The sequence below is a fragment of the Acinetobacter sp. CIP 64.2 genome (genome assembly GCF_000369645.1).
Taxonomy (GTDB): Bacteria; Pseudomonadota; Gammaproteobacteria; order Pseudomonadales; family Moraxellaceae; genus Acinetobacter.
Window position 1 is genome coordinate 358757 of record NZ_KB850121.1, and the last position, 23366, is coordinate 382122.

Annotated in this window: 22 protein-coding genes; 4 read left to right on the plus strand and 18 right to left on the minus strand. The window is 43.5% G+C overall.

Annotation, left to right across the window (positions count from 1 at the left end; translation table 11 throughout):
- Positions 1 to 25: 25 nt before the first annotated feature.
- Together F895_RS14670 and F895_RS14665 are read left to right on the plus strand one after the other, a co-directional pair.
- The gene (locus F895_RS14670; protein WP_005239440.1) at positions 26 to 898 is read left to right on the plus strand and encodes a 1-aminocyclopropane-1-carboxylate deaminase/D-cysteine desulfhydrase; all 873 of its coding nucleotides are present in this window, start codon (positions 26 to 28) and stop codon (positions 896 to 898) included.
- Positions 899 to 951: 53 nt separating this feature from the next.
- Complete coding sequence (locus tag F895_RS14665) at positions 952 to 2148, plus strand: BaiN/RdsA family NAD(P)/FAD-dependent oxidoreductase (protein WP_005239441.1); 1197 nt, start codon at positions 952 to 954, stop codon at positions 2146 to 2148.
- Positions 2149 to 2193: 45 nt separating this feature from the next.
- Here the strand turns inward: F895_RS14665 and F895_RS14660 are convergent, their stop codons facing one another.
- The 3 genes from F895_RS14660 to F895_RS14650 all read right to left on the minus strand — a co-directional run bounded on the left by F895_RS14660 (position 2194) and on the right by F895_RS14650 (position 4611).
- Positions 2194 to 2373 (minus strand): hypothetical protein, encoded by a 180-nt coding sequence (locus F895_RS14660; RefSeq protein WP_005239442.1) that lies wholly within the window; start codon positions 2371 to 2373, stop codon positions 2194 to 2196.
- Between the two features lie 211 nt (positions 2374 to 2584).
- The gene (locus F895_RS14655; RefSeq protein ID WP_005239444.1) at positions 2585 to 4180 is read right to left on the minus strand and encodes a mechanosensitive ion channel; all 1596 of its coding nucleotides are present in this window, start codon (positions 4178 to 4180) and stop codon (positions 2585 to 2587) included.
- Positions 4181 to 4410: 230 nt separating this feature from the next.
- A complete protein-coding gene (locus F895_RS14650; protein ID WP_005239445.1) occupies positions 4411 to 4611 on the minus strand; it encodes a hypothetical protein in 201 nt (66 codons plus the stop codon).
- Positions 4612 to 4816: 205 nt separating this feature from the next.
- Between F895_RS14650 and F895_RS14645 the strand changes: the two genes are divergently transcribed.
- Positions 4817 to 5239: a hypothetical protein gene (locus F895_RS14645; protein ID WP_005191251.1), complete on the plus strand. Its 423-nt coding sequence runs from the start codon at positions 4817 to 4819 to the stop codon at positions 5237 to 5239.
- Positions 5240 to 5296: 57 nt separating this feature from the next.
- Here F895_RS14645 and F895_RS14640 read toward each other — a convergent pair whose 3' ends face one another.
- Positions 5297 to 6058, minus strand: coding sequence for a ferredoxin--NADP reductase (locus F895_RS14640; RefSeq protein WP_005239447.1), 762 nt, complete (start codon positions 6056 to 6058; stop codon positions 5297 to 5299).
- Between the two features lie 112 nt (positions 6059 to 6170).
- Between F895_RS14640 and gigC the strand changes: the two genes are divergently transcribed.
- Positions 6171 to 7055, plus strand: a complete 885-nt coding sequence (gene gigC / locus F895_RS14635) for a LysR family transcriptional regulator GigC (RefSeq protein ID WP_005239449.1) — start codon at positions 6171 to 6173, stop codon at positions 7053 to 7055.
- Positions 7056 to 7113: 58 nt separating this feature from the next.
- Here gigC and F895_RS14630 read toward each other — a convergent pair whose 3' ends face one another.
- The 14 genes from F895_RS14630 to nuoE form a co-directional block, all read right to left on the minus strand.
- Positions 7114 to 9360, minus strand: a complete 2247-nt coding sequence (locus tag F895_RS14630) for a TonB-dependent receptor (protein WP_005239451.1) — start codon at positions 9358 to 9360, stop codon at positions 7114 to 7116.
- 98 nt (positions 9361 to 9458) lie between these two features.
- The gene (locus tag F895_RS14625) at positions 9459 to 10157 is read right to left on the minus strand and encodes a cold shock domain-containing protein (RefSeq protein ID WP_005239453.1); all 699 of its coding nucleotides are present in this window, start codon (positions 10155 to 10157) and stop codon (positions 9459 to 9461) included.
- A 114-nt stretch (positions 10158 to 10271) separates the two neighbouring features.
- On the minus strand, positions 10272 to 10565 hold the full coding sequence (locus F895_RS14620; protein ID WP_005239454.1) for a cold shock domain-containing protein: 294 nt from the start codon (positions 10563 to 10565) through the stop codon (positions 10272 to 10274).
- A 121-nt stretch (positions 10566 to 10686) separates the two neighbouring features.
- Positions 10687 to 11322 (minus strand): uracil phosphoribosyltransferase, encoded by a 636-nt coding sequence (gene upp / locus F895_RS14615; RefSeq protein ID WP_005239456.1) that lies wholly within the window; start codon positions 11320 to 11322, stop codon positions 10687 to 10689.
- A gap of 106 nt (positions 11323 to 11428) precedes the next feature.
- Positions 11429 to 12925, minus strand: coding sequence for an NADH-quinone oxidoreductase subunit NuoN (gene nuoN, locus F895_RS14610; RefSeq protein WP_005239458.1), 1497 nt, complete (start codon positions 12923 to 12925; stop codon positions 11429 to 11431).
- 3 nt (positions 12926 to 12928) lie between these two features.
- Entirely contained in the window at positions 12929 to 14527 is a 1599-nt protein-coding gene (nuoM, locus tag F895_RS14605; protein ID WP_005239460.1) for an NADH-quinone oxidoreductase subunit M, read from the minus strand.
- Position 14528: 1 nt separating this feature from the next.
- Positions 14529 to 16424 (minus strand): NADH-quinone oxidoreductase subunit L, encoded by a 1896-nt coding sequence (gene nuoL / locus F895_RS14600; protein ID WP_005239461.1) that lies wholly within the window; start codon positions 16422 to 16424, stop codon positions 14529 to 14531.
- The gene (gene nuoK, locus F895_RS14595) at positions 16421 to 16729 is read right to left on the minus strand and encodes an NADH-quinone oxidoreductase subunit NuoK (protein ID WP_004655436.1); all 309 of its coding nucleotides are present in this window, start codon (positions 16727 to 16729) and stop codon (positions 16421 to 16423) included. The genes nuoL and nuoK overlap by 4 nt, the downstream gene beginning before the upstream one ends.
- Positions 16729 to 17247, minus strand: a complete 519-nt coding sequence (gene nuoJ, locus F895_RS14590; RefSeq protein ID WP_171057844.1) for an NADH-quinone oxidoreductase subunit J — start codon at positions 17245 to 17247, stop codon at positions 16729 to 16731. Before nuoJ ends, nuoK begins: the two co-directional genes overlap by 1 nt.
- On the minus strand, positions 17247 to 17789 hold the full coding sequence (nuoI, locus tag F895_RS14585; RefSeq protein WP_005239465.1) for an NADH-quinone oxidoreductase subunit NuoI: 543 nt from the start codon (positions 17787 to 17789) through the stop codon (positions 17247 to 17249). Before nuoI ends, nuoJ begins: the two co-directional genes overlap by 1 nt.
- A gap of 18 nt (positions 17790 to 17807) precedes the next feature.
- On the minus strand, positions 17808 to 18824 hold the full coding sequence (gene nuoH / locus F895_RS14580) for an NADH-quinone oxidoreductase subunit NuoH (protein WP_005151242.1): 1017 nt from the start codon (positions 18822 to 18824) through the stop codon (positions 17808 to 17810).
- A 3-nt stretch (positions 18825 to 18827) separates the two neighbouring features.
- Positions 18828 to 21512, minus strand: a complete 2685-nt coding sequence (gene nuoG / locus F895_RS14575; protein ID WP_005239467.1) for an NADH-quinone oxidoreductase subunit NuoG — start codon at positions 21510 to 21512, stop codon at positions 18828 to 18830.
- Positions 21513 to 21523: 11 nt separating this feature from the next.
- Complete coding sequence (gene nuoF / locus F895_RS14570; RefSeq protein ID WP_005239469.1) at positions 21524 to 22849, minus strand: NADH-quinone oxidoreductase subunit NuoF; 1326 nt, start codon at positions 22847 to 22849, stop codon at positions 21524 to 21526.
- Positions 22846 to 23355: an NADH-quinone oxidoreductase subunit NuoE gene (gene nuoE / locus F895_RS14565; RefSeq protein WP_004804770.1), complete on the minus strand. Its 510-nt coding sequence runs from the start codon at positions 23353 to 23355 to the stop codon at positions 22846 to 22848. Before nuoE ends, nuoF begins: the two co-directional genes overlap by 4 nt.
- Positions 23356 to 23366: the final 11 nt, after the last annotated feature.

The following is a 23366-nucleotide window of genomic DNA, read 5'->3' on the forward strand; positions in this document are numbered from 1 at the left end:
TCAAATCCATTTCTCTTGTTCGAAAATGTTTGATCACATTGCTTTTCCCACCCCCTATCAAACATTAACGCTTCCCAGTTCGGTTCAACTGACCATTAAGCGTTTGGATCTGATCCATCCGCAAATTTCAGGCAATAAATTTTATAAACTAAAGTACAACCTACTCGCAGCTCAACAACAAGGTTTGACCGAAGTACTGACTTTTGGTGGTGCATTCTCCAATCATATTGCCGCAACCGCCTATGCCGCCCAGCGCTTCGGCTTTCAGAGTATTGGCATGATCCGAGGTGAAGAGCTTGCGACCCGTGACTTAAACCCGACCCTACAGACAGCGCAAGATTTTGGCATGCAATTGCATTTTGTCAGCCGAGCTGAATATCGGCTGCGTCATGAAGCCGAATATTTGCAACAGTTACAACAGCAATATCCTCAAGCCTTTATTATTCCAGAAGGTGGCAGCAATGCACTTGCCCTGCAAGGGACACAGGAGATTTTGAGTGAACATGACCGAGAGAATTATGATGTGATTTGTTGTGCCGTCGGAACAGGTGGCACCATTGCGGGCTTAATTGAAAGTAGCTCATCACAACAACAGATTTTGGGCTTTTCTGCATTGAAGGGCGACTTCCTGAAACAGGATATTCAGCAGTGGACTGATAAAAGCAACTGGTCTTTAACCGATGCTTATTGTTGTGGGGGCTATGCCAAAACCAGCATCGAGCTGCTGCAATTTATGCAGTATTTTGAGCAGCAATATGCAATTCCTTTGGAGCAGGTCTATACCGCGAAGATGATGATGGGGTTACTCGATTTAATCCAGCAGCAGTATTTTCCAGAAAACAGCCGTATTTTGGCGATCCATACTGGAGGATTGCAAGGGAAGTTGAAAACATACTAAAAGCTGCATAAATCTTTTATAATTGCCCGCTTTTCGTCGATCGAGTATTGCTCATGGTTCATCAAGTTGATGTTGTTGTTTTAGGTGCAGGTGCATCAGGCTTGATGTTGGCTGCGGAAGCAGCTAAACGTGGGCGTTCAGTAGTTGTACTGGAAAAAGCCAATAAAGTTGGAAAAAAGATTTTGATGTCTGGTGGTGGTAAATGTAACTTTACCAATCTGGAGGTTGAACCCTCCAATTATCTGTCTGAAAATCCGCACTTTGTCATTTCTGCACTGACCCGTTATACCAACTGGGACTTTATTGGTTTGGTCTGTGAATATGGGATTGAGTACGAAGAGCGTAAACATGGGCAACTGTTTACATTGAAAGGATCGAAAGAAATTCTGGAACTTTTGCTGTCAGAATGTAGCAAAGCCAAACATGTACAGATCCAAACCCATTGCGAAGTACAGCAAGTCAAGGCTCAGGCAGATTCAGATTTTATCGTGGAAACGAGCCAAGGCACCTATCGTTGTGAGTCTTTGGTGGTGGCAACTGGCGGTTTATCCATTCCCACCCTGGGTGGTTCAGGCTTTGGCTATGAACTGGCGCAACAGTTTGGTCATCATGTCTTCCCAACCCGAGCTGGTCTGGTTCCTTTCACCTTCTCCGATCATTTCAAAGAAGTCACCACCCGCCTAAGTGGCAATGCCTTAGATGCAACACTGGTCAATGATCGCCATCAATTTACTGAAGCTTTGCTATTCACTCATCGTGGTCTTAGTGGTCCAAGCTCATTACAACTTTCAAACTACTGGCAAGTGGGAGAAAGCTTCAATATTGATTTTTTCCCAAGCCAAGACTTTGTGCAATTCTTTAAAGACAAGAAAAAATCACAGCCTAAAGTGTTATTACGTACCTTAATCAGTGAATTTACCGCCAAAAGCATCGTGCTCGAACTACAACAATTGATTTGGGCAGAGCAAAGTGAAATAGCAATTGGCAATATCAGTGATGTGCAACTGGAACAGATTGCTACACAATTGCATGCATTTACGGTAAAGCCATCGGGAACTGAAGGCTACCGTACTGCTGAAGTCACGCTTGGCGGCGTGGATACCAGTGAAGTGTCATCCAAAACCATGGAAAGTAAAAAGCAGAAAGGCCTTTATTTTATTGGTGAAGTCCTTGATGTGACTGGACATCTCGGCGGTTATAATTTCCAGTGGGCATGGTCTTCTGCACAAGCTGCAGCACAATTTGTTTAAGGCTTTCTCGCTACAGTACAGTGGGCTTCATCCAATAAGTCCACTTTAATTGTGTGGCTCTGAAGAGTTTGCCGCTTCTGAAGTGGTGATCTGCTGCGTATTTTCAATTGGTTTCTCTTTAGAAGAGTTTGATTTAGCAACCACAAACTTATAAGCACTCGCCAGAAATCCAACCGTAATTCCTGCAATAATAATCGGTGCAAATACTCGATTTGGTCTCTTCATTTCATTCTCCTATCGATTTTTTATTTAGAGACTATTGATACTTGAGCTATAAATGAATTGCTTTTGAGGTCAAATTCCTTCATTAAAGCATTTAGACCCGCTAAAACACCCAATTATAATCCCAAATAACACCCAATAATGCTGATACAAACAAAACGACCACCCTGCTTAGAGTGGTCGAATTAATCAAAAAAATCAAAGATTATTTTTTCTATTCATCCGAATACGGCGGTGTTGGTGGGGTTGGATTCAACGTATTATTCGGCGTTGGAGCCACTGGATTCACCGTATTGCCCGGTGCAACCTCCTGCTTATGTAAAGGATTCGGCTGTTTTGCTTCTGTTTTGGCTTTATCCAGTAAATCACTCAGCAAACGTTCCGCAGGTTGACGACCGCCTAAACCGAAAGCCAAGGCAAAGGCCACCGCAACGGAACCTAAAGTGAGACCAAAGGCCAAATTCACAATCGAATCTGCAATGCCCATAGCTTTTAGGCCCATTGCAATCACTAAACCCATAATGAGTATACGAACCAAATTCGCCAACCAGCGCGAACTGTTATATTCACCACGTTGAACAATATTGGCAACTACATTGGCCAACCAGAAGCCAATCACCAGAATAACCGCACCAAGCAAGATACTGGCGCCGAACTGGATAAACATGGCAATCAGTACACTAACCTGCTCTAAGCCAAGTCGGTTAGCTGCTTCTGACACTGCAAATAACATGGTAAAGAAAACAATCAGATAACCGACAACATCAGAAACACGGGTCTGTCCCAAGAAGCGTTGTAAATCAAGCTTCATCGGGATTTCATCGACACCTGCGCCAGAAACGAGTTCAGCCACTAAGCGTCCAACAAAACGCGATACGATATACGCCACGATCAAGATCAAACCTGCTGCAATAATTTGTGGAATTGCATACATAATTTGATTCAGCATCGCTGTTGCTGGTTGAGAAATCGCTTGGATTCCCAATGCTTCAAAGGCCACAATTAAGGTGGTGATAATAATGATGGCAAAGACGAATGAACCTAAAAACTTAGCGACATTCGAGTTTTTAAATAAACCCACTTTCTCAGCTTGGGCTTGCAAGCCAAGACTATTACTCAGTCCCTCGACAATCCCGCGCACGATTTTCGCGAGAATATATCCAACAAAAATGATGACCGCAGTAATAAACAGATTAGGAAGGTAGGCAATCGATTCGTTCACCATGTTCTGGACAGGGATCAATAAACCAGTTAAACCCAAAATTGATAGAACGATGGGTAAAAACAGTAATAATACCAGCCAATAAAAAATCTCACCGATATTGCTACTGAGTGAGCTAACGCCGACTTCACTACTTAGTTTCTCGTCCAGTTCAGTTCTGGCAAGTACATTGCTCAACCCAGCCCGAACCAACCTTGCGATGATCCAGCCAATAAATCCAACTGCTGCCGCAGCAAGCAAGTTTGGTATATAGGCCAAGACACGCCCCACCATATTGCTAAATGGGTCACTAACACCACTGATATTTAACACATTGAGTGCACCAACCACAGCCAAAATCATCACGAACCAGAACACCAGTTTGGAGACTAGATTTTCGATATTTGGAGTACGGCCAGTTGCAGAGGACAATTTATGATTGGTATCAAGTTTTTGCAGTAATTTTTTCACACCTGCTGCAATCACTAAAGCAACAATCCATCCTACCAGTAGGATGACAATTGCAGCAAAGATAGGATGAAACTGATCCCAGTAATACATTGCATCAAATCCTCCTCGATTGGAGGGGTCATTCAAAAATTCATTCATGTTGTTATCCTTATGTTGTGTTTTTAAATCTTGATACACATCCACCTAAGAACGTTCTGCAATTAAAGAACATGATTTATGGATGCTTCCACCTTAGTTTTTGTCTATTTTCCAATCAATCAATGGCTGCACTAATACAACAAAAAGGTCTCATAATATTTCAAAAAAGCCCATTGATTCACACCAATGAGCTTTATGGTAAATTGAGTCTTGGTCTAAAATACGCTTGCCTAAGCATTCAGAATAGCCGACTGCATATGTGCCATTGTCACTTGTGCAGTTGGATTAGCTGAATGATCAGCAACCATATAAACAAGTAGTGCAATCAGGAAGATCCCAACCATAATCAAAATATAAACAGGTAATCTTCTCTTTTTGGTAATTTCTTCTTTGCTTGCCACATGAGGCTGTGGCTTACTAAAATCATGCATGATAGCAGCCCTCATCCTTTTACTTTTCAAGTCTTATATTAGCAATCCGCTATGTAGCATTGTGTGAAAAAGCTTCGGACTATCGTTGCGCCAGTTGCAGAACTCTACTTTTTTTTATTATTTTTTTGTTTAAAATATAGTCGCTTTTAGAATGCGATAAAAATAAGCTATAATGCTCGGCTTCATTTCTTTAATGTTTTGCTTTATGTCCTATAGCCAACAAAGCGTTTCTCTTGATTTAGACACTGATGTCACCCATCAATGTTTTTTACATCACACACGCGATGAACATTTGATTGGAATTATTGAGTTTAATAAGCCAAGCTATATTCTGAAATGGGGAGATTTAGAGTACTTCCGTCGCCGTACCGAAGAATTCTCAGTGATGCCATTACCCGACTGCATCAATGCCATGATTGTCGATATTCGCAATGTGCAACCCTTCCTCGACAACGAAGTCCCGATTCTGCCTTGGCGTTTACTTGAAGAAGATTGCCCAGTGCGTCTTGTGGTGCCACAAGATCGTCTGGAACATTATATCGGCTTGTTTGAACCAACGTGGTTAACCACGGACGTCGATACTGCCATTCAAGAAATCCGTGAATTTATGGATATGTTTGTACATTAAGACATATCCACTTACTTACACACGCTTAATCATCCTAGCAGCACGACAATGCCGCCATTACCAATAATTCTCTACGGCAATATTGCCTTCACCACGACGATTCATAATCAGACCACGTTGCTTCAGCGCTTCTTTGGTATCTTCCACCATTTGTGGATTACCACATAACATCACATGACTACTGTCTCGGTTAAAAGAGAATCCTGCTGCTTTTTCTAATTCACCATTGCCAATTAAAACAGGCAGGCGGTCATGCAGTGCCGCATTCGGATCACGGGTAATAATTGGAATAAACTTAAAGCCTGTATGCCCTTCACCAAAGAAATCTGCTATTTCCTGAATACGCTCGACATATGCCAGCTCAGATTCAGTACGCACGCTATAGACCAGATTAATCTGCTGATATTTTTTCCAGGTTTCAAAGTCTTGTAACATGCACAAAAACGGCGCCAGTCCGGTGCCTGTTCCCAATAACCATAAGTCTTGTGGTAATGGCTGTTGATAACGCGCCAAGGTCAAATAACCGTATGGAATTTTTTCCAGATACAACTCATCACCAACTTTGAGGTGTTGCAGATTCGAGGTAAAAGCACCTTCTGGCACCACAATTGAAAAGAATTCTAAAGTTTCATCAAAAGGTGAAGAAACCACAGAATAAGCACGTACCACCAATTCGCCCTCAACCATTAAACCAATACGGGCGAACTGCCCTGCGGTAAATTTAAAATGAGCAGGGCGAGTCATGGTGAAACTAAAAAGATTATGAGTCCAACGGTGTACAGATAAAACCTTTTCTACGCTAAATTTTTCAATTGACATGATGAGAACGTGGCACGAAACAGTGCGCTCATGTTAGCATGATCAGATAAATCATGAATACTCTTAGGATCTGTTAAATAGATGAGATCCTCAATACGTTAAGGCTTTTAACATGCGCATGACATTACGCCAATTGGCTGTTTTTGTGGCGGTCGCTCAAGAGGGAACTGTAACCAAAGCGAGTGATGCTGTCCGACTCACACAAAGTGCGGCAAGTATGGCCTTAGCTGATTTGGAAGATGGCCTCGGCGCCCCCTTATTTGATCGCTTGGGTAAACGGTTACAACTCAATGATCTCGGGCGTTTCCTGTTGCCGCAAGCCTTAGAGATCCTCGGTCGTTGCGATGCTTTTGAACAGGCAGCAAAAGGTGAGCTACAAAGTATTGATTTACGCCTTGGTGCAACTTTAACAATCAGTGATTATTTAATGCCTGATCTGATGGCTAATTTTTTACAATGCCATCCACAAGCACATTTACAGTTACAAGTGGGCAATACCCGTCAAATGATTGAAGCAGTCAATCAATTCCAGTTGGATTTGGCTTTAATCGAAGGCTCTTGTCATCTGCCACAATTACAATGCATTCACTGGCGTGATGATGAGCTTGCAGTTTGCTGTGCGCCGGATCACCCACTAGCCAAGTTGAATCGCCCTCTCAGCCCAACTGATTTTCATCATGTGGAATGGATCTTGCGTGAAGAAGGTTCGGGTACTCGTGAAGTATTTGATAATGCCATTTTACAAGACCTTCCCGACGCCAACATCCGCTTAACCCTAGGTCATAATGAAGCGATTCTAAAAATCGTCGCAGGTGGTTTAGGCATGTCTTGTGTATCAAGATTAGCGATTGAACCGTTGCAAGAAAAAGGCCAACTGGTGATACTGGATACACCTTTCTGGGAACTAACACGACCGCTATATATGCTGGTGCATCGCCAGAAATATCAAGGACCAGGACTGAAAGCTTTTTTGCAGTTTTGTGAAAATAAAGTTTAATTGTTTCGAATATATAAAAAACGCTTCTAGTCAGAAGCGTTTTTTATTACAGCTCGATTTAGAAATCGAAACTCACCCCTAACTTATAAGTCCGGCCTGCTCCTACTGTGGTAAAACCGCTAGTGAATACACCATCCCAATATTTTTTATCTGCAACATTATCAACATTCGCACGGAAAGTTGTGTTTACACCTCCGAGTTTAGTCGCATACTTCGCGCCTAAATCAACCAGCGTATAATCAGATAACTTGAGTGTGTTATCAGCCGTTAAATATTGGTCATCCACATAAGTCACGAAAGCATTGACACTTAAGCCTTCAACCACTGGAATTTGGTAGTCAACCCCAACACCAGCAGTAAATTCAGGTGTACCTTCAATCGTTTTACCTGAAAGATTCACACCGCCTGAAATCCCTTTTTTATATTCGGTATCGATATAAGCCAAATTACCGTAAACAATTAGATCATCCGTAACTTTACCTGAAAAGCCGTATTCAACCCCTTTGGATTCGGTCTTCGCACCATCGGTTGTGATTTGGGTAATGGCTTTATTATTTGGGTCGCGATAGCTTGTATCTATCATCGTGCTTGGTTTTTTAATTTGATATAACGCTAAAGTGTGTAACCAACGATCTCCTTGATATTTCGCACCCACTTCATATTGCTTACTTTCAAATGGCGCAAAGGTTTTACTGTAATTCGCATCTGCCTCATTAGATACCTTTGCACCTCGAACCAAACCTTCAACATAGCTCACATAGAACGAGGTTTCTTCACCAAAAGGTTTCACAACAATAGCTGCGCTTGGAGATACTTTATCAGCCTTCAGTGGTGGTAGATTCGTCGTGAGTGCCTTTAAATTCATATCTTGATAACGCACACCTAAAATAAACTGTAGCTTATCATCCAGCATAGAGATTTGATCACTTAGGCTATAACTGACATACACATCATCCGCAGTAGGAACAATCTCTGGCCACGTATTTGGCATATGCCCTTCATTGCTTGGATTGTAAATATTAGTTGGGAAATAAACCTCTGTTGCCCCCCGCCCTTTATGTTGGCTGTATTTACGTTTGAGATAATCAGCACGGAATGCCAAAGTATGAGAAATATCACCCGTGAAAATTTGACCTTCTAAACCCGCATTAAAGGTCGTGTTATGTTCCTTTGAACCAACACGATAATATTGTGCCAGTGCATCACCATTCGCCCCAACCAAAGCAGGATTCTTCATTCCCATTGAGTTGGCTGGCAGATCACGCACAACCATACGCGTACCAAATAAATGTCCACGATACTCACGTTCATTAAAACCAGCGCCTGCAAATGCTTTTAAATTAGGTAGAAGCTTATATTCACCCGATAAACCTACATAGTTAGCACTTTGCATACCTTCTAAATGCGGGAAATAATTCAGTTTGCCATCTGGTGCAGCTAAAACACGTTTCAAAGTTGAAAAAGAGATCATGGCAGGTGAGCCACCCTCACGGCTATCTCGTGTGGTATAGGCATCAAAGTTAATTTTAGCTTGGTCCGTGGTGTAGTCGAGAGCCAAAACTGCTGCAGTATTTTTATCTTCTAGGCCATCAACAATATGTTCACCTTGTCCATAAGTCGCACTGACGCGTGCTCCGAACTCCTTGTTTTCACCAAAACGGCGGGCGACATCAAAACCTGATTTATAATAGCCGCCATCTTCATACATGGCCGAAACTTGGGTCAAATCTCGATCGGCACGCTTAGTGGTGGCCATTACCACACCACCAATACTACCGCCCGGTGCCATCCCTGCAATTAATGCATTGGGACCTTTGAGTACACTGGCAGAGCTCAAAATATCAGTCGGAGTACGACCACTCGGTGACATCCCATAAGAACCATTAATATTGGCATCTTCCCATGTCACAGGAAAACCACGAATCATAAAGTTTTCGTTTAAATGGCCACTGTTGGTGGTGGTACGAATACTTGGGTCATTTTTCAAAATGCCTGCGATCGAGTCAGCTTGTTTATCCTTAATCGCCTGTTCTGTGTAAGACTGGATACTAAAAGGTGTATCCAATACTGCTTTCTCACCAAGGATACCTAAGGTTGTGTCTTTTTTAAGTTTGCCTGTTGCATCTGTTGCCTGTGAATCAGCTTTCACGGTAATGGTCGGTAACACGGTACCATCATCAGCAACCGCGAACATTGGTAAAGCAATGAGAGATAGAAATAATATGTTCTTTTTCAATTGATCAAACCCCGATAAAAATTTGACCACAGTATATAAGACAAATTTACAAATGATAATAAAAATCATTAACAAAATAATAACTATTATTTATTGAATCTCCAAAATCTCATGATCAGAATTCAAAGATATCGGCAGCATATCGTTAAATATCATGGTTTGCATGCTTAGTGTCCAAATTGACGCTCACAAGGTATACCGTCACCATCTCCATCCATCTTGGTATTCGGACAATGTCTTAAGAAGAAGACAGCCTCTTCATAAGATCGCATTTGCGAACAATATTCACGCCCATCACAGCTAAACTGAGTAGCTACAGCAGTTGTTGCTGGTGCTACTTGGGTCGGCTGTCTCTGATCATGTTGCAAAGCTCTCTCTGTTTTTGCTGACAGCTTTACTTCAGGTAGGTCACCAACTGCTTTGCGTTGTTCTGCAATAATCTGCTTTTGTTCCTCGATCAGTTGTGCTGCTCTTAATTTTTTTGATTGCTGATAAGACTGATATTTCTGAAATACCAAAGCCGCTAAAATCACAATGACAATTAAGCCAACAACCGTAAATAGCTTTCCAGCTTTGGTCGCTGACTGAGTACGATCTAACTTAACGGTTTTCATCAAAATACTGCTAGATGGAGAAGCATACTTGACTGGTGCTGGTTTTAAATCCAAACGAACAATATTGGCTGCTTTAAATTTTCCCCTGTCCTCCACCATAATAAATTTAAGTTTTTCTCCCAGTCGAGGCTCACCCGCTGCTTGTGGAAAATCACCAATATGGAAGAATAGATCCTTTTGATCCCCGTCTAATTCAATAAAACCAAAACCTCTCTCTGCATTATATTTTTTAATTTTTCCCTCAAGAAACATCATCAACACTCTATTTTTATATTGCACCCTATTCTAATCAAAAAGAGGCTAGAAAGCCCCTTTTATCATGTACCTAAACCAAATTCTAAGATTGAAAAATATCAATCATCACAATTAGCGTCGAAAATTTGACAGCAACTCTGTGGTAATCGACTTATTGTGATTGGCAATTTTGGTCTTCTTGGTTTTCGCTGGATTAGGATCAATACGCTCAATTTGTGTTGCTTTAAACTTTCCATCATTTTCCAGCGCGACAAATTTCACTTTTTCATTTCTTTTCGGCTCGCCTTCTTCTGCAGGAAAATCTGAGATATGAAAAAAGATATCTCCTTCAGAAGTTGCAATAAAACCAAATCCTTTATCAGGATTATATTGTTTGACTTTTCCTTGATAGAACTCTTGTGCCATGACCTTTATCCTACGTTCTCAATGCAATCATTACAGTATATAGAAATAAAAAAGAGACTTTCAATCCATCCTGAAATGCTCTACGGTTGGACTCAGTCTCTTTTTCTCAATATGACAAAAATTAGTCTTTTTGCACGCTACCAAAAATTTTGTCACCAGCATCGCCCAAACCAGGAACAATATAACCTTCTTCATTCAGACCTTGGTCAACCGAAGCGGTATAAATACGGACATCTGGATGCGCAGCTTCAACTTTGGCAATGCCCTCTGGTGCAGCGACCAAAATCATGACACGGATATCTTTACAGCCACTTGCTTTCAAGACATCAATTGCTGCAATTAAAGAATTTCCTGTTGCCAGCATTGGATCAATGATCATGGCTAAACGATTAGCAACATCAGGCACTAACTTTTTGTAGTAGGTGCGCACTTCTAAAGTCGCTTCATCACGTTCCAACCCCAAGACACTGACCTTAGCACTTGGAATCAAGCTTAGTACACCTTCGAGCATACCAATACCTGCACGTAGAATCGGTACAATGGTGATTTTTTTCCCTGCGATACGTTGAGTTGAGACTTTCCCTGCCCACCCATCAATTTCATGATCAACAACAGGAAGATCCTTTGTTGCTTCATAAGTCAGTAACATCGTGACTTCTTGCGCTAATTCACGAAAATTCTTGGTACTGATGTCAGAGCGACGTAGTAAACCAAGTTTATGGCGAATAAGCGGATGACGAATTTCTTGAATCGACACGAGTGAGTACCTAGGTAATGTTAATCTCGTTCTATTATAAAGTGTTTTTTTACTCATCAATAAAAAAGCCCCCAACTTTGGAGGCTTTTTTGTACAAATCCGACGATTACTGTTGTTGAGACATCATAAAGTGCAATGGAGAAAGAATCTCTGACTTCAATGCCAAGTTAATCATTGGGTCTGGATAGACACCGAGTACGAATACCAATAACGCAGCAGCAAGTACCATCAGACCACCGACTTTGGTTCCCCAATGCGCATCAGCATCAATACGAGGTACGTCTGGTGGGGTCATATACATCACCACCATCACACGCAAGTAATAGTACAAACCGATACCACTACCCACCACGATCATCGCAGCCAAGAACCAGTGTTGTGTTGTTACTGCAGCCATCACCACAAGGAACTTACCAATAAAGCCCGCTGTTAATGGGATACCCGCTAAAGACAACATCATCACGGTTAAAGTTGCAGTCAAGATCGGACGGCGCCAGAACAAACCACGATAGTCTGCAAGACTTTGTGCTTCATCTACGTTGTTATATGGGCTCGACATTAATGCCACAGCACCAAACGCACCGATTGTGGTGAGCACATAAGTAATCACATAAACTGTTACACTGCCTAAGCTTGCATAAGTCATGCTGATTAAAGCAATCAACAAGTAACCAAAGTGCGCAATTGATGAATAACCCAAGATACGCTTCAAATTCACTTGACGTACTGCAAGTAAGTTACCTACCACAATCGACAATACCGCGATAATGGTTAACACAGTTACTAATGATTCAACCAGAATTGCACCAGAAGTCAGTAGGTAGCGTACAAATAGACCAATCGTTGCCACTTTCGCAGCTGTTGCCAAAAAGGTTGCCATTGGTGCTGGTGCACCCGCATACACATCTGGCGTCCATTTATGGAATGGCGCAAGTGAAAGTTTGAATGCAACTGCAAAGATGATTAAACCTAAGCCCAACAACACCATGGGTTGCTGGATTGCCGTAAACAAGGCTTGTACCGAATCATAGAATGACAAGGAACCTGTGTAAGCATAGATGTATGCCATACCCATCAACAACATTGCAGATGCAGTTGCTGAAAGCACTAGGTATTTAATCCCTGCTTCCAAAGACTGACCACGTTGATAGGTATAGGCCAACATGCCGTATACAGGAATCGACATCAACTCCAAGCTGATGAAGAAAGCTGCATAATGCGAACTTGCCACCAATAACATTGCACCTGTCACTGAACACAGTAACAAGATATACAGTTCTTCGCGGTTTTCCTTATAAGTCTCAATATAAGCATGAGACAAGGTGCAGCACGCCAAAGCAGCAATCAAAATCAGGAATTGATAGAGCATGGTAAATGGATCAACCATAAACATGCCCATCACGTTAACTGGCACAAAGTGTCCGCTAAATACGGTATAGCCGATATAAATCGCAGCAAGGTTTAAACCGACAACCGAAGTTGTCGCAATAAGGTTGTGATTGCGTTTAATCGCAGTCAACAACATCACTACGATTGCAGTCAAAGCCACAATCATCACTGGCGCTAGCGGCATAAGCTCAGAAAAAGAAATTGTGAAGTTCATGATTTATTGCATCTCCACATGTTCTAGTTGGGTTGTAGCCTGTTGAACAGTTTCAACAACTTCTTGTACTGGCAAATAACTATTGACCAACCACTGCATGCTTGAATGAGACATATCCAAGAAGGTTTGTGGATAAAGACCTAACCAAAGCAAACCGATCGCACAGACCATCAAAATGCTGACTTCACGTGCAGATAAATCTTTCAATGGTGTCGTGTAGTGCTGCTTTTGTTCTGAATTTGGTTCACCAAATAACGCTTTGTGAATCAGAATCAGACCATAAAGACCTGCAAACACTAAGCTTACTGCTGCAATAATGGTAAAGGCCGGATAAGTTTTGAATGAACCCATCAGGATCAGGAATTCACCAATAAAGTTACCTAAACCTGGTACACCCACGAGTGCTGCAACAAAGAACATCAAGAAGAATGGCAGGTATTGCAGTTGACCACGAAGACCGCCCATCAAGCGCAAGTCACGGGTATGTACACGCTCATACACTTGACCAGACATAATGAACAATGCCGCAGATGACAAGCCATGTGCCAACATCATGATCATTAAGCCTTGGAAGGTCAGGATATTACCTGCATAAATTGCAAGTAAGATGAAACCCATGTGTGAAATCGACGTGTACGCAAGTAAACGTTTCATGTCTGTTTGCTGGTACGCAAGGAATGCACCGTAGAAAATACCAATCAAGCCCAAAATAATGGCAATGTCAGCGAACTGCGCTGAAGCTGCCGGGAAGAATGGAATCACGAAACGAAGCAAACCGTATGCTGCTGTCTTAATCAAAATACCCGCTAAATCCACAGAACCCGCTGTTGGTGCTTGCGCATGCGCATCAGGCAACCAACCGTGTAATGGGAAGACAGGTAATTTCACAGCAAAACCAATGAAGAAACACAACATGAATGCGTAAGCAACTTCAGGTGGTAAGTGGTTCGCAACGGCCAAGAGGTAGTTGTAATCGAAGCCGATCATACCTGTCATCATGTATCCATAGACCACTAAGCCCAAGATACCGATCAACATGATCAAACCCGCGATTTGTGTATACAAGAAGAACTTGGTTGCAGCGTAAACACGTGAACGACCATTCGAACCTTTATGACCCCATAACGCAATCAGGAAATAGATTGGTACCAGCATCATCTCCCAGAAGAAGAAGAATAGGAATAAGTCAATCGCCAAGAATACACCGATGACCCCACCTAAACTCCACAGGAGGTTTAAATGGAAGAAACCTACGTTCTTTTGGATCTCGCCCCATGAACAGCCTACTGCAAGTACACCCAGTAATGCAGTCAGCAACACCATAAGCAGAGATAAACCATCCACTGCTAAGTGAATGCTGATGCCTAAAGTCTGAATCCAAGGAAGATGGAATTCAGCCGCCCAAGTCGGAACTTTACTGCCCAACTCGTAGCTAAATGTACCACTTTGCCAAAGTGCAATGCCCAAACCAAAGGTAATGAGCATACCAATCAAGGCAATCCAACGCGGTAAATGTTGGTCGTATTTATCAACCAACCAACAAATAAAACCAGCAATGAAAGGAACTAAAATCAGTGCGGGTAAAATTAAATTGTTTTCCATTTTATTTCCCCACAACCTGAATCACGATCAAGATCATCAATAACACCACTACACCGAGTGACATGCTTGATGCGTATTCACGTAATGAACCAGTTTGACGCGAACTGGTAAAGCTATTCCCACCCTTCACAATGGCAGGGAGTAACAACCATAACCCGTCAACAGGATCACGACCTAAAATTTTCGCAATCAATAAATAAGGTTTTACAAATACGATGTTATACAAAGCATCGAAACCAAATGCAGTACGGCAAATATGTGCTAAACCTGAACCCAGAGAGGTCTGAGCAAATGATTTAACTGCACCATACGCAAAGGCAAATAAGAAGATACCGACAGCTAAACCAACAAGGGCAACACCACTTGCTAAATGTTCAGCATGTGCAACAGCCGCTTCTAAGCTTTCAGGAATCACAAAACTTGGAATGCTTGCAGCAGTCAACAATTTTGCAACTGGCGCTTGCAGGAAGTAACCAATACCTGTTGACAACGCAGCAAGGATTGCAAGCGGCGCCCAGTAAGTCACACCATGAATCGCATGTGCATGGGTTTTCTCTTCACCAAAGAACACCACCCAGATTAAACGGAAGGTATAAATAGAGGTTAAGAATGCACCTGCAACACCCACCCAGTACAAGGTATGGTAAAGCGGAAGGTTGGCAATAGCCGATTGAGCATATACCGCGCCCAAGATCGCATCTTTAGAGAAGAAGCCAACCGTCACGATTGGAAGTGCTGCCAATGCGCCACCACCGATCACGAAACACCAGAATACAAATGGAATCTTATGACGTAATCCACCCATTTTGAAAATGTTTTGTTCATGATGACATGCAAGAATTACGGCACCTGAAGAAAGGAACAATAACGCTTTGAAGAATGCGTGAGCCAACATGTGGAATAAGCCCGCTTGGTATGCTTCCGCACCCACCGCCATAAACATATAACCGAGCTGACTCATGGTTGAGTAAGCCAAGATACGTTTGATATCGGTTTGAACCAAGGCCGCAAAGCCAGCAACCAGCAAAGTCACAGCACCAGTAATCGAAATGAACTGCATCACTGCTGGCGCCATTTCCATCACAGAGAACATACGGCAGCATAAGTACACACCTGCTGTGACCATGGTCGCAGCGTGGATCAATGCAGATACTGGTGTAGGACCAGCCATCGCATCGGCTAACCAAGTTTGTAATGGAATTTGCGCTGATTTACCTGCCGCACCCAAGAACAACATCAATGCTGTCCAGATCGACAATGATGAACTTTGTGTCATCACAGTCGCTGCATTTTCAACAATGTACTGGGTATTCAACGTACCAAACTGTTGATAGAGCAAGAACAGTGCGATGAGTAAGAAAACGTCACCCACACGTGTTACGGTAAATGCCTTGATTGCTGCCCAACCATTTGCAGGGTTTGAGTAGTAGAAACCAATCAACAGGTATGAACACAGACCTACGCCTTCCCAACCTAGGAACAATAACGCCAAGTTATCGCCGAGTACCAACAACAACATGCTGGCAACGAACAGGTTGAAATAAGAGAAGAAACGTGCGTAATCTTCTTCACCACGCATATACCAAGATGCGAAGATGTGAATCAGGAAACCAACACCCGTGATCATGCCTGTCATCAGTAATGACAAACCATCAAGGTGCAAGCTGATACCTGGCTCAAAACCGCCAACACTGAACCATGTCCATAGGTGTTGAACAAAAACAGTTTGGCCGCTGCTGGTAAATGCAAGACCCGCAATTAAAGCGAATAACGCAGACAAACCGACTGAACCAACACCAATAATAGCTGCCAGGTTTTCAGACAGTTTATTACGCCCTGCCGCCAAGAGGATAAAACCAATGAGCGGAAATAAAATGGTTAAATATAATGTACTCATCCGCGCATCTCACTAGCAGCATCCACATCCAGATGATGGAAGCGATGATAAAACTGAAGGACGATCGCAAGACCGATACATGCCTCTGCTGCAGCAAGCGTCAAAATCAGAATGAACATGATCTGTCCATCTGGCTGCGCCCAAACGCTACCCGCTAAAACGAATGCCAGCGCAGCGGCATTCATCATCACTTCAAGGCTCATTAGCATAAATAAAAGGTTACGTCGCACCATTACACCGTAAAAACCCAGTGCAAAAAGGATGGTTGCAACGATCAAACCATGTTCTAAAGGGATGTGTCCCATTATTCTTTATCCTCTTCTGCACCTGGTTCACGTTTGCCTAAGTGGAATGCTGCAACCAGTGCTGCAAGCAATAACATCGCGGCAACTTCTACCAATAATAGATAGTGAGTAAATAGCGCTTGACCGACAGCTTTCGGACCTACAATTTCTGTCCCCATAGGTGCAGAAATTGTGGTGTATTCACCACCCAGCATCCACACCAAGATCAAAGCCAATAAAAAGCTCATCAGTGCAGGAAAAGCCCAAGCGTCTGAACTCAACCATTTACGCTCTTGTTCAATGGTTTCTTGTCCAAGATTCAGCATCATTACAACAAAAACGAACAAGACCATGATGGCACCAGCATAAACGATGATCTCAAGGGCAGCCGCGAACGGCGCACCCACGATCATGAAAATACCAGCAACCGCTAGAAGAGAAACGATCAAACTTAACAGTGCATGCACTGGATTCGTATTGGTTACAACACGAATCGTCGAAACGATGGCCACAAGTGCCATCAAATAAAATGGCCACATCATGGTAATAAGCTCCGTACATCTACTGGTGCACTTTCTTTCTGTGCTTGACCTTTTTCTTTGCCACTTACCGCCATACCGGTAACACGGTAGAAGTTGTAGTCAGGATATTTACCCGGTCCAGAAATGAGTAAGTTTTCTTTTTCATAAACCAAGTCTTGACGTACATATTCACCCAGTTCGAAATCCGGGGTCAACTGAATGGCAGTCGTTGGACATGCTTCTTCACACATCCCGCAGAAAATACAGCGTGAGAAGTTGATACGGAAAAATTCTGGATACCAACGTCCATCTTCTTTTTCCGCTTTCTGTAATGAAATACAGCCAACAGGACAAGCAACCGCACACAGGTTACATGCCACACAACGCTCTTCACCATCCGGGTCACGTGTTAATACGATACGACCACGATAGCGTGGAGGTGCAATTTGTTCACCTGGTACTTCTGGATATAAGATCGTGTCACGTTTACGTGTGACATGGCTGAACACCATCCATAACGAACGTACAATCGATCCAAAGCCAGCTAGAATTTTATACATTTTGTACTCCCTGCTGTCCTAGGCCTGATTCATCAGAATCACAGCACCAGTCACTAACAAGTTGACCAACGCCAATGGCAAACAAACTTTCCAACCAAAGTTCATCACTTGGTCATAACGAGGACGCATTAACGAACCACGTGCCAAGACAAACATCATTACAAAGAATGCTGTTTTAATCACGAACCAGAATAATGGTGGAACAAATGGAATTTCCAAGTTGAATGGTGCAAGCCATCCGCCGAAGAATAAGGTGACGATCAAGGCAGAGATCAATACCACGTTGACATATTCCGCAACGAAGAACATCCCCCACTTCATACCACCATATTCGACATGGTAACCTTCGGCCAATTCTTGCTCAGCTTCTGGTTGGTCAAATGGATGACGATGCGTAACGGCAACACCCGCAACCACAAAGATCAAGAAACCTAAGAATTGAGGAATGATGAACCACATATCACGTTGTGCTTCAACGATTTCACGAAGGTTGAATGAGCCTGCAATTGCAACCACACCCATCAACGAGATACCCAAGAACACTTCATAAGAAATAGTTTGCGCAGCAGAACGAAGACCACCGAGTAATGAGTATTTGTTGTTCGATGCCCAACCACCAAATAACACTGCATAAACCGCAATACCTGCCATTGCCATAAAGAACAATAGACCGATACTCATATCCGCAACGCCCAATGTAGGACTTACTGGAATGACCATAAACGAAAGTACCGCAGTTGCCATCGCAACGGCTGGTGCTAAACGGAACGTGAGCTTATCAGCAAACTTTGGTGTCCAGTCTTCTTTGAACATGATCTTGAGCATGTCGGCAACAATCTGGAACATACCGCCAGGACCAACACGGTTTGGACCGTAACGATCTTGCCATAATGCCAAGAGACGACGCTCAATAAATGACATTAACGCAGCAACCAAAACCACCACCAGCAAGATCACCACGGCTTGAATCACCGAATAAGCGATTGGCCAGTTCTCAGCCCAAAGTGGCGTTTGACGTATAATTTCTTGATTCATGAATTACACTCCTACCGCCACAGACACAGGCTCTGCCAATGAAACTGTTGGTGCTAAACCAATTGGATAACCGATATAGCCTGTTGGTAAATATTCGATCACTTGTACAGGTAAGCTGATGCTGGTTTCACCCGCTTGCACGGTAATACGCTGACCATCCTGAACATTCAAGCGAGTCGCATCTTGCTCACCCACCGCAAACATCGCTTCAGGAATACGAGATTCCATTGCAGGTGTTTTAATGGTGAATTCACCAGAACCAAAGATATGGTGCATTGGCACAAGACGGAAACTTTCAGGGTTCACCACCACAGCGGTTGGTGCAACATAGCTACGTGCAGGACGTTTAGCTAAACGATCGAATAGACGGATACCTGAATCACCACCTTTTAAGTGACCACCCACTTCATCTTGGTATTTGTTCCAAGCTTGTGGTGAGTTCCAGCCCGCAGACCATGCGAAAGGTACCAATGAAGATGCAGTCTGAGTTCCGACATAACCTTCCATCGAGAACGTTAATGCTGAATCTGGATCAGTCGGCTGTTTAGGTTCGTGAATCGATAACGGCGCACGAATTGCAGTACGACCTGAATAACGACGTGGTTCACGTGCAATCTTCAAGCCATGGATACGGTAACCCGCATCTGGTGCAACATCTTCGATTGCTGCAAGTACTGGTACATTCTTCACGATGTCTTCAATCACATCATCCAGCAATGTCCAGTCTACTGCTTTGCCTTTGAGACCTGTCTCAATGGCATGTAACCAGCGCCAAGATTCTTTGATCGCATATTCTGGCGTGTAGTAGCTTGGGTCATACACTTGGTAGAAACGTTGTGCACGGCCTTCTTGACTCACGACAGTACCATCACCTTCGGCAAAACTCGCTGCTGAAAGTACGATATCTGCAAGTTTCAAGGTTTCAGTTTCGCTATGATCCAATACAATCACAGTTTCAGCTTTATCCAGTGCAGCTTTGACTTGTGCCACTGGTAAACGACGGGTTAAGTCATTTTCAACCACAACCACAGTATCAAAGTCTTGTGCAAATGCTTGTTCTAGACTTAAGCCACCGAACAATGCCAAGCCCATTGAGTTCACTTCTGGAACAGTCAATGACAAGCCTGCATTTGCACCGAGGTTCTGCGCAACTTGTGCCGCAGCTTCCATGATGGCAGGATCTTGTAAGCTGGTGCCCGAAATAATCAATGGCTTTTTCGCAGCTTTCAAGGTGTCCGCAATGGTTTGCGCAAATGCTTTGGCATCATCCGCTAAACCAGAGAGTGCTTCACCTTTCACCGCAGCAGCAACTGCAAAACCTAAACGTGCGATATCATTTGGCGATGCAACCACTTCACCTGTTGCCACATCCGCTAAACGCGTTTGCGTTGCAGCAAGGATATAGATTGGTGATTTTGCATCTTGACCGATACGTTGTACCGGTTCAGCCAACCAGTCTGGCGTACGTGTTGCAGCAGCCATTTCTTTGGCTTTATTTTTCGCAGCTTGGCGCACAGACAAGGCCATACGTGGTGCAGTTTGAGTTAAGTCTTCACCCAAGATCAATACTGCATCATAGCTTTCAATTTCACGCATGTTCGGGTTATAGATACCCTGTGTTTGCATGATTGATGCGGCTAACTCAACCAAGTTCTGCTCTTTTTGAGACATCCCTGTTGAGTAGTTGTCTTGTCCAACCAATTCACGCAGTGCGTAGTTTGATTCCAAGCTTGCGCGTGGAGAACCAATTCCTAACACTTTTTTGCCTTTCAGCTGTGCAATCACTTGATCAAGCGCCTGATCAACGCTTACGGTTGCAACAGTTTCACCATTGCGGAACTGTGGTTGACGTGGACGATCTTCACGATTGACATAGCCTGTACCGAAACGACCTTTATCACACAGGAAGTATTGGTTCACAGAACCATTGAAACGGTTTTCAACACGACGGATTTCGCCATAACGCTCACCCGGAGAGATGTTACAACCTGAAGAACAGCCGAAACATACGCTTGGCGCATATTGCATGTCCCATTTACGGTTATAGCGTGCTGAATGGGTCTTGTCGGTAAATACACCTGTTGGACACACTTCAGTCAAGTTACCCGAAAATTCAGATTCTAAAGTACCTGATTCTGGACGACCGAAATAAACACGTGACGCATTGGCATAGACACCAAAGTCGGTACCACCAGCATAGTCTTTGTAATAACGCACACAACGATAGCACGCGATACAACGGTTCATCTCATGCGCAATAAACGAACCCAACTCTTGGTTATAGTGAGTCCGTTTAGTAAAGCGATAACGACGACGATCGTGTTGCGTCATCACCGTCATATCTTGTAAATGACAGTGACCACCTTCTTCACAGACTGGACAGTCGTGTGGGTGGTTGGTCATCAAGAATTCAACGATCGACGCACGGAAATCCGTTGCTTCTTTGTCTTCAATCGAAATATAGGTATTGTCGGCAGCAGGTGTCATACATGACATCACCAAGCGTCCACGTGTGTCCTCAGGATTTGCATACTGGGTCACCGCACATTGACGACAAGAACCAACAGAACCTAAGGATGGGTGCCAACAAAAATACGGGATGTCGATGCCAAGGCTGAGACATGCTTGAAGCAAGTTTTCTGAGCCGTTAACTTCATACGATTTTCCATCGACATGAATTGTAGCCATAGTCGAATTCCTTAAGCTTGTTCTACGTCTAGAGCTGGAGCATGGGTTTTAACCTTAGCTTCGAACTCGTTACGGAAATATTTAAGTGCGCCCATAAGCGGCTCCATCGCACCTGGTGCGTGAGCACAGAAAGTTTTACCGATCCATAATTTACGCGTCAGTTCTTGTAAATGATCGATATCTTCTTTCTTACCTTCGCCTGCTTCCAGTGCTTTAAGCGCTTTCACTGCCCAAGGTAAACCATCACGGCATGGTGTACAGAAACCACATGATTCACGCGCAAAGAATTCTTCTAAATTACGTGTTGCAGAAACCATACATTGGGTTTCATCCACCACCATGAGTAAACACGTTCCCAAACGAGAACCTGCTTTCATGATCGTTTCTGAATCCATTGGCAAATCAATGTGTTCGGCAGCCAAGAAGTCGGTTGATGCACCACCTGGTAACCATGCTTTCAGGGTTAGACCGTCGCGCATACCACCCGCATGCTCTTCAATCACTTCACGCGCAGTTGTACCAAATGGTAGTTCCCAAAGGCCTGGGAATTTAACTTTGCCTGATGCACCATAAATTTTGGTGCCTGGATCTTTTGATTTACCCGCAGACAGGTTGATATACCACTCTGGGCCACGCAACATGATCGCTGGCAAGTTATTGTAGGTTTCAACGTTGTTGACAATCGTTGGACGACCCCATGCCCCTGCTACCTGCGGGAATGGCGGTTTGGTACGCGGATTGGCGCGGCGACCTTCAAGCGAGTTGATCAATGCAGTTTCTTCACCACAGATATAACGACCTGCGCCTGTGTGAACGTGCATATCAAAGTTCCAGCCTGTTCCAAGGATGTTGTCACCCAAGTAACCTTTGGCACGGATTTGCTCTAATGCTTCATTTAAGTATTGAGCCGCTTCAACATATTCACCACGGATGAAGATATAACCTTGAGTTGCTTCTAAGGTGTAACCTGCAATCAACATGCCTTCGATCAATTGATGAGGAAGTTTTTCCATCAACAAACGGTCTTTAAAGGTACCTGGTTCCATTTCATCGGCATTACAGATCAAATAGCGTGGCCCGCCATCATTTGGGGCCATCAATGACCATTTAATCCCTGCTGGGAAACCTGCACCACCACGACCTTTAACAGTCGCAGCTTTAATGACTTCAAGTACATCTTTTGGTGGCATGCTCAAGGCTTTTTTAAAGCCAGCATAGCCTTCTAGTGCTTCGTACTCATCTGCCGCACGAACAAATTCTTGTTTGCTCAAACGCCAAGTCAATGGATGCGTTTCTGGGTTACCGTCGCCATAGATTGGTTTTGGTTCAGTATTCATACATACTTCTCCAATAACTGTTTAACCGATGAAACGTCCACGAGACCGTGAGTATCTTCATCAATCATTAAAGTTGGACCTTTATCGCAGTTGCCTAAACAGCAAATTGGGAGCAAGGTAAAACGACCATCTGCGGTGGTTTGTCCATACTGGATACCCAACTCGCGCTGGAACGCTTCTGCCAAAGTTTCTGCACCCATCAAGAAGCATGCAATTGAGTCACACAATAGAATCACATGACGGCCAACAGGTTGACGGTAGATACGGTTATAGAAAGTTGCAACACCTTCCAGATCCGCTACGCTCATGGTCAACAGCTGTGCAATCGCATTCATCTGTGCATCATCTACCCAGCCATTACGGCGTTGTACACACTTCAAGGCATCCAAAGATGCTGCACGTGGGTACGGGTAATGACCAATGTGATGTTCGATGTCATGGATTTCGTCCGCAGTCAAAATCCCTTCAACATTCACACGTGGTTTTTTATCAGTCAAAATCATCATAATCGTTTACC

Bases quoted from the DNA above. Each gene is read 5' to 3' on its own strand.
- F895_RS14670 (WP_005239440.1), top strand. From the start codon at position 26: ATGTTTGATCACATTGCTTTTCCCACCCCCTATCAAACATTAACGCTT.
- F895_RS14645 (WP_005191251.1), top strand. From the start codon at position 4,817: ATGTCCTATAGCCAACAAAGCGTTTCTCTTGATTTAGACACTGATGTC.
- nuoM (WP_005239460.1), bottom strand. From the start codon at position 14,527: ATGGAAAACAATTTAATTTTACCCGCACTGATTTTAGTTCCTTTCATT.
- F895_RS14620 (WP_005239454.1), bottom strand. From the start codon at position 10,565: ATGGCACAAGAGTTCTATCAAGGAAAAGTCAAACAATATAATCCTGAT.
- F895_RS14625 (WP_005239453.1), bottom strand. From the start codon at position 10,157: ATGTTTCTTGAGGGAAAAATTAAAAAATATAATGCAGAGAGAGGTTTT.
- nuoI (WP_005239465.1), bottom strand. From the start codon at position 17,789: ATGTATAAAATTCTAGCTGGCTTTGGATCGATTGTACGTTCGTTATGG.
- nuoK (WP_004655436.1), bottom strand. From the start codon at position 16,729: ATGGGACACATCCCTTTAGAACATGGTTTGATCGTTGCAACCATCCTT.
- gigC (WP_005239449.1), top strand. From the start codon at position 6,171: ATGCGCATGACATTACGCCAATTGGCTGTTTTTGTGGCGGTCGCTCAA.
- F895_RS14640 (WP_005239447.1), bottom strand. From the start codon at position 6,058: ATGTCAATTGAAAAATTTAGCGTAGAAAAGGTTTTATCTGTACACCGT.
- F895_RS14665 (WP_005239441.1), top strand. From the start codon at position 952: ATGGTTCATCAAGTTGATGTTGTTGTTTTAGGTGCAGGTGCATCAGGC.
- F895_RS14630 (WP_005239451.1), bottom strand. From the start codon at position 9,360: ATGATTTTTATTATCATTTGTAAATTTGTCTTATATACTGTGGTCAAA.
- F895_RS14650 (WP_005239445.1), bottom strand. From the start codon at position 4,611: ATGCATGATTTTAGTAAGCCACAGCCTCATGTGGCAAGCAAAGAAGAA.
- nuoG (WP_005239467.1), bottom strand. From the start codon at position 21,512: ATGGCTACAATTCATGTCGATGGAAAATCGTATGAAGTTAACGGCTCA.
- F895_RS14655 (WP_005239444.1), bottom strand. From the start codon at position 4,180: ATGAATGAATTTTTGAATGACCCCTCCAATCGAGGAGGATTTGATGCA.
- nuoE (WP_004804770.1), bottom strand. From the start codon at position 23,355: ATGATGATTTTGACTGATAAAAAACCACGTGTGAATGTTGAAGGGATT.
- nuoJ (WP_171057844.1), bottom strand. From the start codon at position 17,247: ATGTGGCCATTTTATTTGATGGCACTTGTGGCCATCGTTTCGACGATT.
- F895_RS14660 (WP_005239442.1), bottom strand. From the start codon at position 2,373: ATGAAGAGACCAAATCGAGTATTTGCACCGATTATTATTGCAGGAATT.
- nuoN (WP_005239458.1), bottom strand. From the start codon at position 12,925: ATGAACTTCACAATTTCTTTTTCTGAGCTTATGCCGCTAGCGCCAGTG.
- nuoH (WP_005151242.1), bottom strand. From the start codon at position 18,824: ATGAATCAAGAAATTATACGTCAAACGCCACTTTGGGCTGAGAACTGG.
- nuoF (WP_005239469.1), bottom strand. From the start codon at position 22,849: ATGAATACTGAACCAAAACCAATCTATGGCGACGGTAACCCAGAAACG.
- nuoL (WP_005239461.1), bottom strand. From the start codon at position 16,424: ATGAGTACATTATATTTAACCATTTTATTTCCGCTCATTGGTTTTATC.